The 16,926-nt window shown below is 70.4% G+C and carries 16 protein-coding genes; 8 read left to right on the top strand and 8 right to left on the bottom strand.

Features of this window, described 5'->3' with window-relative positions:
* The first annotated feature begins 98 nt into the window (after positions 1–98).
* Positions 99–1,415 (top strand): LCP family protein, encoded by a 1,317-nt coding sequence (locus JNB50_RS20565; RefSeq protein WP_208042011.1) that lies wholly within the window; start codon positions 99–101, stop codon positions 1,413–1,415.
* 26 nt (positions 1,416–1,441) lie between these two features.
* Here JNB50_RS20565 and JNB50_RS20560 read toward each other — a convergent pair whose 3' ends face one another.
* On the bottom strand, positions 1,442–1,645 hold the full coding sequence (locus tag JNB50_RS20560; RefSeq protein WP_208042010.1) for a DUF6186 family protein: 204 nt from the start codon (positions 1,643–1,645) through the stop codon (positions 1,442–1,444).
* Positions 1,642–2,268, bottom strand: coding sequence for a hypothetical protein (locus JNB50_RS20555; RefSeq protein WP_208042009.1), 627 nt, complete (start codon positions 2,266–2,268; stop codon positions 1,642–1,644). The genes JNB50_RS20560 and JNB50_RS20555 overlap by 4 nt, the downstream gene beginning before the upstream one ends.
* Positions 2,269–2,335: 67 nt before the next feature.
* On the opposite strand from JNB50_RS20555, the gene JNB50_RS20550 reads away from it, so the two are divergent.
* Complete coding sequence (locus JNB50_RS20550; protein ID WP_243768763.1) at positions 2,336–3,724, top strand: MFS transporter; 1,389 nt, start codon at positions 2,336–2,338, stop codon at positions 3,722–3,724.
* Here the strand turns inward: JNB50_RS20550 and JNB50_RS20545 are convergent.
* Positions 3,706–4,539 carry a UbiA family prenyltransferase gene (locus tag JNB50_RS20545; RefSeq protein ID WP_208042008.1) on the bottom strand — a complete coding sequence of 278 codons (834 nt, stop codon included), beginning with the start codon at positions 4,537–4,539 and terminating at the stop codon, positions 3,706–3,708. The genes JNB50_RS20550 and JNB50_RS20545 overlap by 19 nt on opposite strands.
* A gap of 109 nt (positions 4,540–4,648) precedes the next feature.
* Here JNB50_RS20545 and JNB50_RS25240 point away from each other — a divergent pair, with 109 nt between their 5' ends.
* The 3 genes from JNB50_RS25240 to JNB50_RS20535 all read left to right on the top strand — a co-directional run bounded on the left by JNB50_RS25240 (position 4,649) and on the right by JNB50_RS20535 (position 6,479).
* Positions 4,649–4,993, top strand: coding sequence for a hypothetical protein (locus tag JNB50_RS25240; protein ID WP_243768762.1), 345 nt, complete (start codon positions 4,649–4,651; stop codon positions 4,991–4,993).
* A gap of 1 nt (position 4,994) precedes the next feature.
* Positions 4,995–5,819 (top strand): glycoside hydrolase family 3 N-terminal domain-containing protein, encoded by an 825-nt coding sequence (locus tag JNB50_RS20540; RefSeq protein ID WP_307794821.1) that lies wholly within the window; start codon positions 4,995–4,997, stop codon positions 5,817–5,819.
* A 108-nt stretch (positions 5,820–5,927) separates the two neighbouring features.
* Positions 5,928–6,479: a YceI family protein gene (locus JNB50_RS20535; RefSeq protein ID WP_208042007.1), complete on the top strand. Its 552-nt coding sequence runs from the start codon at positions 5,928–5,930 to the stop codon at positions 6,477–6,479.
* 84 nt (positions 6,480–6,563) lie between these two features.
* Here JNB50_RS20535 and JNB50_RS20530 read toward each other — a convergent pair whose 3' ends face one another.
* The 5 genes from JNB50_RS20530 to JNB50_RS20510 form a co-directional block, all read right to left on the bottom strand.
* Positions 6,564–7,469, bottom strand: coding sequence for a hypothetical protein (locus tag JNB50_RS20530; RefSeq protein ID WP_208042006.1), 906 nt, complete (start codon positions 7,467–7,469; stop codon positions 6,564–6,566).
* A 124-nt stretch (positions 7,470–7,593) separates the two neighbouring features.
* A complete protein-coding gene (locus JNB50_RS20525) occupies positions 7,594–10,983 on the bottom strand; it encodes an error-prone DNA polymerase (protein ID WP_208042005.1) in 3,390 nt (1,129 codons plus the stop codon).
* On the bottom strand, positions 10,983–12,551 hold the full coding sequence (locus JNB50_RS20520; RefSeq protein WP_208042004.1) for a DNA polymerase Y family protein: 1,569 nt from the start codon (positions 12,549–12,551) through the stop codon (positions 10,983–10,985). The genes JNB50_RS20525 and JNB50_RS20520 overlap by 1 nt, the downstream gene beginning before the upstream one ends.
* Positions 12,552–13,262 carry a hypothetical protein gene (locus JNB50_RS20515; protein WP_208042003.1) on the bottom strand — a complete coding sequence of 237 codons (711 nt, stop codon included), beginning with the start codon at positions 13,260–13,262 and terminating at the stop codon, positions 12,552–12,554.
* A gap of 66 nt (positions 13,263–13,328) precedes the next feature.
* Positions 13,329–14,168: a DUF3097 domain-containing protein gene (locus tag JNB50_RS20510; protein WP_208042074.1), complete on the bottom strand. Its 840-nt coding sequence runs from the start codon at positions 14,166–14,168 to the stop codon at positions 13,329–13,331.
* Positions 14,169–14,330: 162 nt separating this feature from the next.
* On the opposite strand from JNB50_RS20510, the gene JNB50_RS20505 reads away from it, so the two are divergent.
* Genes JNB50_RS20505 through JNB50_RS20495 form a run of 3 tightly spaced genes read left to right on the top strand, consistent with a single transcriptional unit; the run spans position 14,331 to position 16,925 of the window.
* The gene (locus JNB50_RS20505) at positions 14,331–15,017 is read left to right on the top strand and encodes an ABC transporter ATP-binding protein (RefSeq protein WP_208042002.1); all 687 of its coding nucleotides are present in this window, start codon (positions 14,331–14,333) and stop codon (positions 15,015–15,017) included.
* Entirely contained in the window at positions 15,014–16,306 is a 1,293-nt protein-coding gene (locus JNB50_RS20500; protein ID WP_208042001.1) for an ABC transporter permease, read from the top strand. The genes JNB50_RS20505 and JNB50_RS20500 overlap by 4 nt, the downstream gene beginning before the upstream one ends.
* Positions 16,307–16,322: 16 nt before the next feature.
* Positions 16,323–16,925, top strand: coding sequence for a TetR/AcrR family transcriptional regulator (locus tag JNB50_RS20495; RefSeq protein ID WP_208042000.1), 603 nt, complete (start codon positions 16,323–16,325; stop codon positions 16,923–16,925).
* The last annotated feature ends 1 nt before the right edge of the window (position 16,926 follow it).

Below are 16,926 nucleotides of genomic sequence, written 5' to 3'. Positions count from 1 at the left end.
GATGACATTCGGGCCGTCTTCAGCGCGCCCAGCAGCCACCGAACCGCCGCGATCGCCTAGTATTCTGCCAGCCACAAATCCGAAAGCCGGGGGATTCCATGACCGATCTGCCACGCCGCCAGCGTGCGCGCGGCCCGGCGCCCGTCCGGCACGGGAAGTTGCCGCGGCGCCGACCCGGCGTCGCGATCGCCAAGCTTCTTGCGGGCGTGGTGGCGGTCGCTGTGGTGAGTAGCGTCTCTGTCGCCGCCTACGCCGTGTGGGACGTCTCGCGTTCGGTCAAGCACGGCATCCACCTCGCGGCGCTTCCCGGCCACTCGGCGGCTCCGCAGGACATCCCGAATGTCGCCGCGATCGACGGCGGTGTCAACCTGCTGCTCGCGGGCACGGACAGCCGCACAGGTCTGGGCGGGGTCTACAACTCGGCAGACGAGCAGGCGGCCAGCACCGGCGAGGGCAACAACGACGTCACGATGCTGCTGCACATCGCCCAGGACCACAAGAGCATGGCGGTGGTGAGCTTCCCGCGCGACCTGATGGTGCGCATTCCGACCTGCCCCGCGCCAGACGGCAAGGGGACCGTGAGCGGGTCGTCGAAGGCGATGTTCAACACCGCGCTCTCGCGCGGCGGCCTCGCCTGCGTCGTCCTGACCGTTGAGAAGCTCACGGGACTGTCCATCCCGTTCGGCGCCGTCATCAACTTCAACGGCGTCAGCGCGATGTCGACAGCGGTCGGCGGGGTGACCGTGTGCTTGGCCTCCCGGGTGAAGGACGACAAGACCAACCCCCCGCTCGACCTGCCTGCTGGGGAGAGCACCCTGGTCGGCGACGAAGCGTTGTCGTTCCTGCGGAGCCGTTACGGCGTCGGCGACGGCAGCGACCTGGGGCGCATCTCCAACCAGCAGGTCTTCCTCTCGGCGCTCGCGCGCAAGATCGTGAGCGGCGGTGTGCTCTCGAAACCGGTGCAGCTCTACGCGCTCGCGAAAGCCGCCGTTCAGAACATCACGCCGTCGGACACGCTGACCAACCCGACGACCCTCGTGCAGATCGCGCTGGCACTTAAGGACACCGGCCTCCAGAACATGGTCTTCCTCCAGTACCCGGCGGCCCCGGATCCCGACAACCCGAACCGGGTTGTGCCGGACGATTACGCCGCTTCTGCGGTGAACGACGCGCTCGTCAACGATCAGCCGGTCGTCCTCACCGGGTCCACGGGTCGCGCCGCGGAGGACCCGACGGCTACCGGAACACCCACGCCGACGGACTCGTCGACGCCGGCGAACACGCCCACCACCGCGCCAGGCGACACGGGTTCCGGCGCGCCCGCACCGACGTCGACATCGGGCCCGGTCAAGCTCCCCTCCAACGTCACCGGGCAGACGGCCGCACAGCAGACCTGTACCAAGGGCAACAACTGACCACCGGCGACAGCGGCCGCTCGCGGTCACGCCGGCGGGGTCACCAGGAAGTGCCAGCCCAACCACCACCAGAACAGCAGGATCGTGAAGCGCGCGGCGCGGTCGGCCATGATCCGGTCGAGAAGCGTTCCGAGGGGCGCGACCCGATCGGGCTTCCACCGCGACTGGACCACCAGTGCGACCATGAGCACGCCGCACAGCACGAACCCGCCGATGGTGATCGCCCTCATGTCCGTCGCCCCCTGCGCAGGAGCGCGTAACCGCCGAGGAGCCAGCACGCGACGAGGAGCGCCCGCGCAGGTGGCCACGCGAGCAGCGGATCGATCAGGTCGGAGAGGGCGGGGAACGCCGTCTCGCTGCCCGTGAGATCGCGGCCGAGGAAGAAGGCGCCGATCTCCCACAGGCAGCCGGCGACGATCACGATCGACCAGAGGACGGCCGCCCGGCGGACCGCGGCGCTGGGCGGTCGGCGCGGGCCTTCGCCGCGATCGGCCCACCCGACCGGCAGCAGCAGGATGCCGAGGCCCACGACGATGGCGGTGTCCGCCATGCCGTAGAGGCGTGTGAAGCCCAGCGTGAGCGAGGCGACCGCGATCAGGGCGTAGGCGACCACCCGACGCGAGACCGTGTCCCGGTCGGCCGGCATCCGCAGCGGGATCCGCAACCAGCCGAGCGCGTCGAAGACGAGGACGACCGCGCCGACGGCGTAGATCGCTGCGTCGACGGGCGCGCCGCGCACGACGTGGAAGACGGCGGTGACGACCAGCACGCCGGTCCAGCCGGCGCGGATGATCACCGTCGCCGACGGTCGGCGGCGGCTCGGTGACGGCACGGAGCGTTGCTCCCGATCCACGAGCCATACCGTACGCCCGAACCGGGCGGCGCTTGCGTGCGGGCGCGCCGGGTCGTTGAATGAGTCCATGGCCGGCGAGAAGATGACATCACTGCAACTGCGCGTCCTGCTCATCGCCATCCTCGCCAGCTTCGTCGCCTTCCTCGACGGTGCCGTCATCAATGTCGCGCTGCCGGCGATCGACAAGGAGCTCGGCGGCGGCCTGCCGCTCCAGCAGTGGGTGGTCGACGCCTACCTGGTCACGCTCGGGTCGCTGATCCTGATCGCCGGCTCGCTCTCGGACGTGTTCGGTCGCAAGCGCATCCTCTACGTCGGCCTGATCGGTTTCGGCGTCACGTCGCTGCTGTGCGCGTTCGCACCGAACGGGGTCTTCCTCGTGCTCTCGCGCGCGCTGCAGGGCGTCGCAGGCGCGCTGCTGGTTCCGAGCTCGCTGGCGATCATCATCTCCCGCTTCGAGGGGCAGGCGCAGGCGAAGGCCATCGGGCGCTGGACCGCCTGGACGGGCATCGCGATGATCGCCGGTCCTGTCGTCGGCGGCTTCTTCGTCGACGCGCTGTCGTGGCGGTGGGTGTTCGTGATCAACGTGGTCCCGATCGCCGTGACACTCGTGCTCATGCTGACCCTGGGCGACACGGATACCGGCTCGGGGGGCCGCGTCGACATCATCGGCGCGGTGCTCGGCTCGGTCGGACTGGCGGGCACCGTGTTCGCGCTGATCGAGCAGGGCGCATACGGCTGGGGGAGCCCGCGGGTCTGGATCCCGTTCCTGGTGGGTGTGCTGTCCCTGATCGGCTTCTTCGTCGCGGAGACCCGGGTGAAGCAGCCGATGCTGCCGCTCGGGCTGTTCTCCGTGCACAACTTCTGGGTCGGCAACCTCGCCACCGCGTTCGTCTACGGCGCGCTGTCGTTCGGCCCGCTGATGGTCACCCTGTTCCTTCAGCAGGTCGCCGGCTTCTCGGCGTTCGTGGCCGGTTTCGTCTTCATCCCGTCGACGCTCTGCATGCTGCTGCTGTCCGGCTTCTTCGGCGGGCTGGCGGGCAAGTACGGTCCGCGGTTCTTCATGGCGTTCGGGCCGATCCTTGCGTCGCTGGGCTTCCTCTGGCTGCTGATGCTGGGCACGAATGTGAACTACTGGTTCGAGCTGCTTCCGGCGGTACTGCTCTTCGGCGTCGGGCTCTCGATGACCGTCGCTCCGCTCACCAGCGCGATCCTCGGTTCCATCCATCCCGGGCAGGCGGGCATCGGGTCGGCGGTCAACAATGCGGTCGCGCGCATCGCCGGCCTCCTCACCGTCGCGATGGCGGGCATCGTCATCGGCCAGCAGCTCGACGTCGACGGCATGCACCGCGCGATGCTCGCGACGGCGGGTCTCCTCATCGTCGGGGGCGTGGTCTCGGCGATCGGCATTCGCAACCACGAGCCCGCCGCCGAGCCGATTCAGACGGCGATCGACTGACCCGCCAGCGCGAGCATCACCACGTCGACGATCGCGCAGGTCATGATCAGCTGCATCAGCAGCCGAGTCGGGCTCCTGCGGAGTAGGAGGATCACGCCGACGACCACCGCGGCCAAGCCGATGACCAGCCCGACGATGAGCAGCGGCCGCACGGGGAGGCCGGGGCCGACGGTGATGAGGGCGGTCGCCACCGCGAGGCACGCGAACGCGAGCAGGCCGCTGGAGCGCGCCCCCAGCCGGTGCGGGAGGCCGCGGATGCCGGTCTTCGCGTCGTCGGCGAGGTCGGGCAGCACATTGGTGACGTGCGCGGCGACTCCGAGGAGGGCGCCGGCGGCGAGCACCCAGAGCGCGGGCCACGCGGGCCGAGCCTGACCGAGCGTCGCGATCGCCGGGAGCAGGCCGAAGCTCACCGCGAAGGGCGCGAAGGAGACCACGGTCGACTTGAGACCCAGGTTGTAGGCCCAGCCTCCCGCGAGAGCGGCCGCATGGGCGATCAGCGCCGCGGGTCCCAGGAGTGCTGTGGTCACCGCCGCGAGAGCGAGAGCGACGAACGCGGAGGCACGCACTGCTGCTGTGGGGATGTCTCCGCGAGCGGCCGGCTTGTCGGCACGGGCGACCTCCCGATCGCGCGCAGCGTCGAGCCAATCGTTCGACCAGCCGATCGAGAGCTGGCCGAACAGGATCGCAAGGGCCAGGATGCCGAGGCGCCCCGGAGGGTAGCCGAGGCCGATTCCGAGCACCGTCGCCACCACGGTGACCACGACGGTGGGTCCCGGGTGGCTGGCGAGCAGCAGCGAGAACGGCTTGGACGCCATGCCGCCATCGTAGGCGGTGCGTCGCCGTTGACCGTGTAGCACTGTGCAGCGGTCGTCGACGTCTTGCGGACACCGGGGGTTGGCAGGCGCGAGGGGTTAGCATCGGTCGGTGCGCCGTGCCCCCTGGAAGACGGCCGCGGCCCTCGTCGTCCTCACTGGGACGCTCGCAGGGTGCGCGGCAGCAGCTTCGTCACGCCCTGGCGAGGCCACGGTCACCCGCCCTCCGGCATCGGGGTCGCCGTCGCCGGTGGCCACCGTCGACCCGGTCGCCGCGTATGCCGACCAGCGACTGCGCAACCTGACGCTCCGTCAGAAGGTGGCGAGTCTCTTCATGCTGCACGCCCCGGGCACCGACCCGGCGACGCTGAGACAGTTCGTCGACCGTTACGGCCCCGGCGGTGTCATCCTGATGCCCGACAACATCCCGGCGTCCCCCCCCCCAGGCGCTCGCTGAACTGACCGCGGCGACCCGGGCCTCCGACCCCGGCCTGCCCCCGCTGGTCGGCATCGACGAGGAGGGCGGCGACGTCACCCGGCTGCCCTGGGACGGGCAGCCGGGGGCCGAGGTGCTGCGGTCGCAACCGCCCGCCGCCACCGAGGCGGCGTTCGCGCAGCGGGCGGAGCTCCTGAGGCAGGCCGGTGTGAACCTCAACTTCGGAACGATCGCCGACGTGACGGCGGATCCGCACTCGTTCATCTCCGACCGCATACTCGGCACCGACCCGGAGTCGTCGGCGGCACGCGTCGCGGCCTCCGTTGCGGGAGAGCGGGGACGTGTCCTCAGCACCCTCAAGCACTTCCCGGGGCACGGGGAGACCGAGGCGGACTCGCACCACTCCGTGCCGACCGCCGCTGTCGATCACGCTCGCTGGGCCACGCAGGACGCACCGTCGTTCCGCGCGGGCGTCGCGGCAGGTGCGGAGGTCGTCATGTTCGGCCACCTCGTCTACAGCGGGGTGGATGCGGCGCCGGCATCCCTGTCACCGACCTGGCACCGCATCCTCACCGACGAGCTGGGCTTCCGCGGGATCACCATCACCGACGACCTGCGGATGCTCCAGGACACGGGGCTTGCGCAGTACGCCGACGCCGGCGCCGACGCGGTGGCGGCGATCGCGGCGGGCAACACGATGGTGCTGATGATCCAGGGCGCCGACACCGACCCGACCACGCTCATCGACGCCGTGACGGCAGCCGTCGAGGACGGCCGGATCCCGCCGTCCGTGATCGACACCGACGCGCGCGCTCTGCTCGACGTGCGGCGCTCGCTGGCTCAGTAGGGTGACGCGTCAACTTTTTTTCGAGATTTCGGAATAGGGTCCAGGTGCATGCAGTTGCATGGAGCTGACAGCGTCCGACAGCACAAGCTTCGAGCAAGGAGAACCGCAATGAGCATCGACATCCCCGGGTACAAGGCCGGCACCTGGACCATCGACCCCGCGCACAGCGAGGTGGGCTTCAGCATCCGCCACCTCATGATCAGCAAGGTGAAGGGCGTCTTCGAGAACTTCGACGCCACGTTCGTCACGGCAGAGAACCCGCTCGAGTCGACCGTCTCGGCCAAGGCGCACGTCGCCTCCATCAACACCAAGAACCCCGACCGCGACGCGCACCTGCGCACCGGCGACTTCTTCCTCGCCGAGGAGTTCCCGACGATCGACTTCGTGTCGACCGGCGTGCGTCACGAGGGCGGCGAGTTCCTCGTGGACGGCGACCTCACCATCAAGGGCGTGACCAAGCCGGTCACGTTCGAGTTCGACTTCGGCGGCTTCGGCCAGGACCCGTACGGCAACTACAAGGCAGGCGCGACCGCCAAGACCAAGGTCAACCGCGAGGACTTCGGTCTCACCTACAACGCCGCGCTCGAGACCGGCGGAATGCTGCTCGGCGACGACGTCGTGATCACCCTCGAGCTCCAGGCCGTCCTCAACCAGGCCTGAGTCTCTGCGGCGGAGCCGCGCACGACGCGAACGCCCTCATCCCGCTGGGATGAGGGCGTTCGTCGTGCTCGTGGAACGTGTCCGTCAGTAGACGAAGGAGACGTTCGCGGTATAGCCGGGGAAGCGTGGGAACGTGAAGGCGAGGTAGAGGTAGCCGCCCGGGCGTGACGCGGTCGTGGTGCTCCCGCGGAGGATGGGGAGGATGCCGTTCGTTCCCGCGGCGGTTGCGGAAGTGTGGTTGAGGCTTCCGTCTCGTGCGGTCTTGCCGTTGATGCGGGCAGCGATCTCGGTGATCGGCTTGCCGGAGTTCGGCCGGTTTCCGCTGTTCTGCCACAGCAGGTAGCTGGAGACGCCGTTCGGGACATAGCCGACGGCGAACACGTCGAGGTTGAACTCGACGACTCCGGCCATGGCCTTCATATCGCTGCGAAGGAGGAAACCGTTGATGTTCAGCGCGTTTCCGTCGCCGAGGCCGTTGTACTTGAACTCGCCGCCCCGGAAGCTGTCGGTGACGGTGCCGTTCGCCGAGGTGGTGCGTACCGGACTGCCCACCATCTTGTTCTGCGTGCTCGTGCTGCGGAAGGAGAAGCCCTGCAAGAAGAGGAAGCCGGAGCGGTCCGCGGTCACGGTGATCGTGGTCGTGCCGTCGACGTACCCGGGCGCCCGAACGGTGATCTCGGTCGACGCGTTGACGTCGAGGGCCGTCACCTGGAAAGTGAATGTGGCGTTGCCGCCGGTGGGGGCGCTCGTCGGGCCGCGAAGCACGTTGGGAGTGCCGTAACGGATATTCACGCTCGAGGGGACCGAGCCGCCGGCGGGAACGGTCAACTGCACGGTGAGGGTGGCTGTGTAGCCGCTGCCGATGATGTCCTCGGGGTCGATGAAGGTGATGAGGCCGAGAGTGGAGGTCGCGTACGCCGGGGCGGCGCTGGCCAGCACGATCGCCGGTGCGGTCCAGGCGGCCGCGCCGACCAGGGTGCGGCGCTTCACGCCGGTCGTGGGTATGGGGGATACGGGGGTCGGGGGCAAGGTTGGCTCCTGTTGGTCGATGTGCGCGCGCCTATCGATGTAGCGCACAGGAATAAACATTGGAAATGCTAGCGGAATAGATGCCTTAGCGAAAGTCGCGGGAAACCGTGCGTATCGCGGTCTCCAACGGCTCCAGCCGGTCGGCGAGCACGTTCACCACGCCCTCCTCGCTGCGCTCCAGGATGCCGCGCACGATCATCGCGGGAGCCTGCCTCGCCACCCGGCGGTAGCGCCACACCCCGACCGGGCAGATCACGTTCACGAGACCCGTCTCGTCCTCCAGGTTGAGGAAGGTCACCCCGGCCGCGGTCGCCGGCCGTTGCCGGTGGGTGACCACGCCGCCCACCTCGATGCGCCGCCCGGACTCGGCGACGGCGAGCGTGTCCGCGGCCAGCACTCCGCGCGCGGCGAGCCCGGGGCGGAGGAAGCGGATCGGGTGGTCGTCGGTCGAGATTCCGGTGGCCCACAGGTCGCTCGCAAGCTGTTCGGCGGGGGAGAGCAGCGGAAGCAGCGGCGGCTGCACGGTGATGGCCGTGCCTGCGAGGTACTCGGGGCGCTCCTGGGCGGCGTTGCCTGCCTCCCAGATCGCCTGCCGCGGGCTCAGGCCGAAGCCCTCGAACGCGCCGGCGGCGGCGAGCGCCTCCAGCTGCGCCACGGTGAGGCCGACCCGTCGCGCGAGGTCGCCCAGGTCGCGGTAGGGGCCCGAGGCCTCCCGCTCGGCGACGATCCGCCCGGCGAGGGTCTCGCCGATGGAGGTCACGGCCGCCAGCCCCAGCCGCACGGCATGGCCGGCGTCGCGGCGGTGCGTGGAGAAGTCGAGCGGCACCGACCGGTCGAAGTCGGCCACCGGGGGCTGGTCGGTCTCGAGGCACGGGTCCGTGCCGGTCGGGCCGGGGCGCGCCTCGTCGATCGCCTCCAGCAGGGGGAACACCCCGGAGAGCTGGATGTCGGGCCTGCGCACCACCACGCCGTGCCTCCGCGCGTCGGCGGTGAGGGTGCGCGGCGAGTAGAACCCCATCGGCTGCGCGCGCAGCAGTGCGGCGAGGAACGCGCCGGGGTAGTGCAGCTTCATCCACGAGCTCACGTAGACCAGCAGCGCGAAGCTGATGGCGTGGCTCTCGGCGAAGCCGAAGTTGGCGAACGCCTCGATCTTCTCGTAGATCGCATCGGCGTCGTCGCCGACGATCCCGTTGTGCGCCATCCCCTCGTAGAGCTTCGTCCGCAGGGCGCCGATCTTCTCGACGCCGCGCTTGGAGCCCATCGCCCTGCGGAGCAGGTCGGCGTCCTCCGCCGTGCAGTCGCCGACCGCGACGGCCATCTGCATGAGCTGCTCCTGGAACAGCGGAACCCCCAGCGTGCGCTCGAGCACCGGCACCAGGGCGGGGTGCAGGTAGGTCACCTCCTCCTTGCCGAGCTTGCGGCGGATGTACGGGTGCACGGCGCCGCCCTGGATGGGGCCGGGCCGGATCAGGGCGATCTCGATGACGAGGTCGTAGAAGCTGCGCGGCTGCAGGCGCGGCAGCGTGCCGATCTGCGCCCGGCTCTCCACCTGGAACACCCCGATCGAGTCGGCCCGGCACAGCATGTCGTACACACCGGCCTCCTCCTTCGGGATGGAGTCCAGCGTCCAGGCCTCGCCGAGCGACGCCTCGATCGTGCGCATCGCGTAGTCGAGCGCCGAGAGCATCCCGAGCCCGAGCAGGTCGAACTTCACCAGGCCCATCCAGGCGCAGTCGTCCTTGTCCCACTGCAGGACGGTCCTGCCCTCCATGCGCGCGTGCTCGATCGGGCAGACCTCGCCGACGGGCCGGTCGGTGAGCACCATCCCGCCCGAGTGGATGCCGAGGTGCCGCGGGAACTTCAGCACCTGCTGGGCGAGGTCGACCACGGCATCCGGGATGTCGTGGTCGTCGGTCGTCGTGACCCTGCTCCAGGAGTCGATCTGCTTGCTCCAGGCGTCCTGCTGCCCGGTGGAGTGGCCGAGCGCCTTCGCCATGTCGCGCACGGCGTTCTTCGGGCGGTAGGTGATGACGTTGGCGACCTGGGCCGCGTTGTGCCTGCCGTACTTGGCGTAGACGTACTGGATGACCTCCTCGCGCCGGTCGGAGTCGAAGTCGACGTCGATGTCGGGCTCCTCCTCGCGCATGGAGGACAGGAACCGCTCGAACGGCAGGTCGTACTTGATCGAGTCGACGGCGGTGATCCCGAGCAGGTAGACGACCGCCGAGTTGGCGGCGGAGCCGCGGCCCTGGCAGAGGATGCCGCGCTCGCGGGCGAACTTCACGATGTCGTGGACGATGAGGAAGTAGCCGGGGAAGTCCTTCGCCTCGATGACGTCGAGCTCGCGTTCGATGCGCTCCCGCTTGGCCGGGTCGCGGTCGAGGTCGGGGTATCGCTCCGCCGCTCCGCGCCAGGTGAGCTCGCGCAGCCAGCTCATCGGGGTGTGCCCCTCCGGCACCTCTTGCTTGGGCAGGCGGGGGCGAGCGCTGCGCAGCCGGAAGGCGAGGTCGTCCGCGATGTCGGCCGTGAGCTCCACGGCCCCCGGGTGCCGGGCGAAGCGGGCGGCCATCTCGCGGCCGCTGCGCAGGTGCGCCGCCCCGGCGGCGGGCAGCCAGCCGTCCATCTCGTCCAGGCTCCTGCGGGCGCGCACCGCCGAGATCGCCGTCGCGAGCGGGTACTGGGCGGGGGTCGCGTAGTGGACGTTGTTGGTGGCGACGACCGGCAGGCCCAGGCGGCCGGCGATCCGGGCGAGGACGTCGTTGTCTGTGGTGTCGCGGGGTCCGCCCTGGTCGATCAGCTCCACCAGCACGTTGTCGCGGCCGAACAGCTCGGCGAGCCTGGCGACCTCCCGCTCCGCTGCCCGCTCGCCGTGCTCGGCCAGCGCGAGGCGCACGTCGCCCTTGCGGCAGCCGGTGAGCACGATCCATTCGCCGCCCGACTGCTCCGCGAGGTCGGGGAGGCTGTACAGCGGCCGGCCCTTCTCCTCCCCGGCGAGCTGTCCGGCCGTGATGGCGGAGGCCAGCCGGTGGTAGCCGGACTGCTGCCGGGCGAGGAGGACCAGGTGGCTGCCCTCCGGATCTGCCTCGCCGTTCTGCGGCCGGCTGAGCGACAGCGAGAGCTCGGCGCCGAACACGGTCTTCACGCGCTCGTAGGCTTCCGCTGCCTCGGCCATCCGCACCACGCCGTAGAAGCCGTCGTGGTCGGTGAGCGCGAGGCCGTGCAGCCGCAGGCGGGTCGCCTCCTCCAGCAGTTCCTCCGGGGCGCTGGCGCCGTCGAGGAAGCTGAAGGTGCTGTGCGTGTGGAGCTCGGCGTAGCGGACGTGGCCGGCGTCCGGTTCTTCCGGCATCGGCTGCGCCACGTACTTCTGCCGCTTGCGCGACGACGGCCGCTCCGGCTGCTCCTGCTCGCTCGTGCGCCGCCCGCTGAGCCGCCGCTCGAACTCGGCCCAGGGGATCGGCGGGTTGTTCCAGCCCATCAGTCGTACCTCGCCTCGGCGAACCAGGCGGTGCCGGTGAGGGAGAGCAGCCAGGCGGTGCCGTCGGCGTCCACGAGCTGGAAGCGGTGCATGGCGCGGGCGAGCGTCGCGTCCCACCAGCGCTCGCGCACCGGCCACGGTCCTGCCCAGGAGTCGACGGGCCGGGCATCGCGAGAGGCGCCTGTCGGCGAGAACGACGCGATCGGGGCGGTGAGGTCGCCGCGGTCGGTGACCTCCACCGTCTCGCCGGACTCCGCCAGCACCGCCACCGGCCGCGGCACCTCGAACACGGTGGAGGGCGCGGGCGCGGGCAGCGATCCGGGCCAGGGTCGGTCGGAGCGGGCGACGCCCACCGCCCGGTCGCCCCAGGGCACGAGCACCTGGCGGTCGGACAGTGCGCGCCCGCCGCCGATGGTCGCCGTGACGACGGCGTCGTGGCCGAGCATGCCCTGCACCCGGGTCAGTCCGTGGTGGATGCGCTCGTCCGCTCCGCCGCCCCACAGGCCGTCCTCGTGGTGGCCGATGTCGTCGACCGCTTCCGGCGCGACCGCTACCCGGCTGATCGGCGAGGCCAGGCCGGACTCGATCGACCCTGCGCCCTGCAGCTGCCAGCGCACCCGGTCGACGACATCCGACGCGGAGAACAGCCGGGGGTGCAGCCAGGTGCGGTCGCTGACCCTGCCGTCTTCGTCGGTCACCTCGATGCGCAGCGAAGTGCAGACCAGGCCGGCCTTGGTGAGGCCGGCCACGAACTGCTCCGCCGTCGCACGGAAGGCGAAGGTCACCTGGTCGACCCTGTCGAGGGGAGGCTCGAACTCGATCGCCCTGTCGAGCACCTTCGGTGGGACGCGCGGGACCACAGCGGCGCCATCCATCCCGCTCGCCAGGTCGTGGGCGTGCTCGCCGCGCTCCCCGAACCGCTCCCGCACGTCCACCCGGTCGAGGCGGGCGAGGTCGCCGAGCGTGCGCAGGCCCAGCCGGCGCAGCAGCGGCGTCAGCTCGACCAGCCCCAGCTGGGCGACGGGCAGAGGGGCCAGGAAGGCGGGGGAGCCGCCGGAGGGCACGATGCGCACCCGGTCCGCGCCGGTCGACCGCGCCGCCTGCTCGGTCGCGAAGGGGCCGTCGGCGATGCCGGCCCGCACGTCGCCGAGGGCGAGCCCCGCTGCGTCCTCCAGTTGCTCCAGGCGGCGCAGCAGCTCGGCCGCCGCGGCCTCCTCGCCCCCGTAGTACCGCGCGGGGCCGCGCGCCCGCAGCACGCACGTGCCCGGTCGCATCGCCTGAACACCGGGGGTGATCTCCTCGATCGCGGTCAGCACCGGTTCGAAGGCCCGCGCGTCCAGTACCGGGTCGTAGGGGACGATCTCCAGCTGCGGGCAGCGCGACTGCGCCTCGCGTACCCGCAGGCCGCGCTTGACGCCGTCGGCCCTGGCCGCGGCGGAGCACGCGAACACCATGCCCTTCTCGACCAGCGCCAGCGGGACCTCCGCCGGCAGCTCGAGGCGCTGCCGGGCGGCGATCACCGGCCAGTCGGGGCACCAGAGCACGATCGCGCGGGTGACCTGGCGCATCTAGCCCACCGCCTCCAGGCGGGTGGGGCCGGAGGCCCGGAACGTCTCGTCGAGGGCGGGCAGCCAGAGCTCGGCGCGCCGGCGGGGACCTGCGCCGCCGCGCGGCGCCGCCTCCACGGTCACCCGTCGGGACGAGAGGTAGCCCGCACCGGCGCCCAGGCCGTCCCAGCCGCTGCGGACGACGGTGAGCGCGGCCTCCGGCTGCGGCCAGTCGCCGGCGACGAGGAGGGTCGACTCCCGCTGGCGCAACCGCGCGCTCAACCGGGCCACGTCGCCGTTCGCCGGACGTTCGGGCGGCGCGACGGCGATGACGCCGAGCACGTCGGCCATCGCCGCGGTGACCGTCAGCCACTGCTGCCCGGGATGCGGCACCAGCACGAGCCGTTCCAGGTCGATGCCGAACCGCCCTGCTGCCTCCGCTCCGAAGTCGGGCATCCCGACGACGCCGCACCAGGCTCCCGCGGCGCTGGGGCCGGCGAGCATCGCCATCAGCAGCGTGGTGGAGCCGTGCACCGTGTAGGCGGCACCGGCTTTGAGCGCCCCGCCTGGCAGCAGCGGGGCGAGGGCGGGATGCGTCTCCAGCCGGCGCGCGTCGAGCTTCGTCGCCTGCATCTGGCGGATGCGCGTCTGCAGTTCGTGCACCTGCGCGCGGTCGGCGACGGGGCCGGTGATGGCCGGGTCGGCGATCGTGCGCGCAGCTGCCAGGGACATACCCTTATTTTCGAACACATGTTCGAATACTGCAAATGTATTTGAGCCCCGCTCGTGCCGGGAAGGCTACCCCGGCTCCGTCACGAAGTCGATCAGCCGCTCCACTCGCCCGAGCAGTTCCGGCTCCAGATCGGCGTACGTGCGCACGCGGCCCAGGATCAGCTTCCAGGCCCGCGCGATGTCGGCCTGCGTCTCGTGCGGGAGTCCCAGTGCGGCGCAGATCCCGTGCTTCCACGGAACGGAGCGCGGGATCTGCGGCCAGGCCTCCAGGCCCACCCTGGCCGGCTTCACGGCCTGCCAGATGTCGATGTACGGATGCCCGACCACCAGAACGTGGGCGCCGAACGGGCCGCGCGCCACCTGATCGGCGATGCGGCTCTCCTTAGAACCGGGCACCAGGTGGTCGACCAGGACGCCGATGCGCCGACCGCGGTCGGGGGCGAACTCGCGCACGATCGCGTCCAGGTCGTCCACGCCCTCCAGATACTCCACGACGACGCCCTCCACCCGGAGGTCGTCGCCCCACACGCGCTCGACCAGCTCGGCGTCGTGCCGGCCCTCCACGAAGATCCTGCTGGCGCGAGCGACCCGGGCCTTGTGCTCCCCGACGGCGAACGACCCGGAGGCGGTGCGGCCGCGCCCGGCGGGGGCTCGGCTCGGGACGACCAGCCGCACGGGCTTGCCGTCGATGAGGAAGGAAGCGCCGAGGGGGAAGACCCGCTTGGCGCCGAAGTAGTCCTCGAGCTCGACCGTCTGTGCCTCGAGGCGGACGATCGCGCCGCAGAAGCCGGTCGCGGCCTCCTCGACGACCAGATCGCGGACGGCCTCCACGGTCGGCACGGCCGTGCGACCCGCGTTCTTCCAGTCGGTCGCCAGCACATCGGATCCGTAGCGGTCGTCGTCCATCACGAGGAGAGAGGTTAGGCGACCGGAGGCCGGTCGCGGGGGAGGCTCCCCGGCGGTGGCGCGGATGCACGACGCTGACGCATCGTCGATCCTGATGTTCTCACCGGATAATTGCAGCAACTGCATGCTATGGTGCAGTTACTGCAATTGAAGGGAAAGCTGATGGAAACGATCCTGAGCGTGCGTGATCTCGCCAAGTCATACGGCCGCGGCGAGAGCCGTTTCGACGCTCTCAAGGGGGTGACGATGGAGGTGCGCCGCGGAGAGAGCCTGGCGATCGTCGGCAAGAGCGGCTCGGGCAAGTCGACGCTCATGCACCTGCTCGCTCTGCTAGACAAGCCCGACGCCGGTGAGCTAACCGTGGACGGCCGCTCGGCGGGCGCGCTGTCCAAGCGCACCGTCGACCTGCTGCGGAACGAGCGCTTCGGCTTCGTGTTCCAGCAGTTCTTCCTCACCCCATCCGCCTCTGTGCTCGAGAACGTGGTCCTTCCGCTGACGATCAGGGGCGTCCCGCGCGCCGAGCGGCGCACGCGCGGGATGGCTGCGCTGGAGCAACTCGGCCTGGCCGACAAGGCGAAGAATCCCGCGACCGCGCTGTCGGGCGGCCAGAAGCAGCGAGTGGTCATCGCCCGCGCGCTGGTGGGGGACCCGGAGGTGATCTTCGCCGACGAGCCGACCGGGAACCTCGACAGCGTGACCGGCAAGCAGGTGGAGGATCTGTTGTTCGAACTGAACGCGGAGAAGGACATCACCCTGGTGGTGGTCACGCACGACTCCGACCTGGCCGCGCGCTGCGACCGGCGGATCACCATCGCCGACGGCCTCCAGGTCGAGGAGGTCGCCGCGTGAAGACGACCGACCTGCTGCGCACGGGAACACGCAACGCCTTCCGCAGCAAGACCCGCACCATCCTCACCGTGCTCTCGCTCTTCGTCGGCGCGTTCACCCTCACGCTGACCACCGCGCTCGGCGCGGGCGTCTCGGACTACGTCACCAAGCAGGTCTCCAGTCTGGGATCGCAGGACGTGCTGCTCGTGCAACGCGCCGCGACCGCCGCGGGGTCGGGGCCGCAGAAGTACGACCCGTCTGCCGGCGGCACGAGCGCCGGCAGCGCGGGCGCGCCGAGCCCGCTCGGCGCGAGCGGTGGAACACTCTCCGAGACGGATCTGGAGACGATCCGCGGCATCGAGGGCGTCGACAGGGTCGCTCCGGTGCAGCAGGTCGCTGTCGACTGGATCGCGCATGACGGTGGTGACAAATACCAGCTGACGATCAATGCGACGTCCTCGATCACCAAGTCCGACCTCGCGGCGGGGGCGCAGCTCGACCAGGAGTCGAGTGCGAACCAGCTTGTGCTCCCGCAGGACTACGTCCAACCGCTCGGGTTCGCCTCGGACGACGCGGCGGTCGGAACGGACGTCACCCTCGGGCTCACCGACGCGAAGGGGCAGGCGCAGACGGTCACCGCGCACATCGTCGGGGTGGCTCGCACCAGCCTGCTCGCGACGGGTGCCGGGGCCAACAACGCCCTGATCGACGCCCTTTCCAGCAGTCAGCGCGCCGGCTTGAACAGCCGTGCCGGCTACCAGGTCGCGATCGCCTATGTGGCAGGCGAACCGACTGCGCAGCGCATCGACGATCTCAAGCACGCCTTGACGGACGAAGGATTCACCGGGCAGACGGTCGAGGACCAGCTGGGCACCATCCAGACGGTCATCAACGGGATCATCGGCGTCCTCAACGCCTTCGCGATCGTCGCCTTGATCGCCGCCGCCTTCGGGATCGTGAACACCCTGTTCATGAGCGTGCAGGAGCGCACCAGGGAGATCGGGCTCATGAAGGCGATGGGGATGTCCAGTCGGCGCGTGTTCGCGCTCTTCAGCACCGAGGCGATCGTGATCGGCTTCCTCGGCAGCGTGCTAGGCGTGGTCGTCGCGATGCTCCTGGGCACGGGCATCAGCGCCGTCGCGGCGGCGGGACCGCTCGCGTCGCTGCCCGGGCTGACACTGTTGCTGTTCCAGCCGCAGGCGATCGTGTTCGTGATCCTGGCGATCATGCTCATCGCCTTCCTGGCGGGTGTGCTCCCGGCTCGCCGTGCGGCCAGGCAGAACCCGATCGACTCGCTACGCTACGAGTAATCACTTCAGGAGGATCATGTCGACCGCTGACGCCGCGCCGCGCCGCACCCGCTCCCAGACCACTGCGGCCATCGAGTCCGCCGCCGTGGCCCTGGTGAACGAGTTGGGCTATGACGCCGTCACGGTCGACATGATCTGCGAACGTGCCGAGATCTCCCAGCGCACCTTCTTCAATCACTTCAAGACGAAGGACGCCGCCGTGATCGGCAGTGCCGGCCCCGTCGTCGACCAGCAGTTCGCGCGTGAGTTCATCGTCGCCCACGATCCCCTCCTGCCCGACGCTTTCCGCCTCGTGGTGCTGCCCCAGGTCGCCGCGCCGGAGCAGGTGGCCGCGCGTATCCGTGCCGTCGGCAGCCATCCTGAACTGATGGCTCGCCAGATGCAGCGCTTCACGCTCATCGAGGCCGAGATCACCGACATCCTCCGGCTGCGGCTCCTCAACGAGAACCCGGGGGCGGACGAGTCGACGCGCCAGGAGCAGGCCAGGCTTCTGGCTGCGCTCCTCGCCGGACTTTTCCGCTACCTCGCCGAGTCGACCACGCGAACCGGTGGGAAGGCACCTGTCACACCGGCCCGCATCGCAGAGCTGCTCCGCGATCTCGGTATCCCCCTCGTCTGAA

It is taken from the genome of Leifsonia sp. TF02-11, assembly GCF_017565305.1.
In the GTDB taxonomy this organism is placed as follows: Bacteria; Actinomycetota; Actinomycetes; order Actinomycetales; family Microbacteriaceae; genus Leifsonia.
The sequence above is the reverse complement of the archived record's forward strand: the minus strand, read 5'-3'. Positions and strand labels throughout refer to the sequence as shown.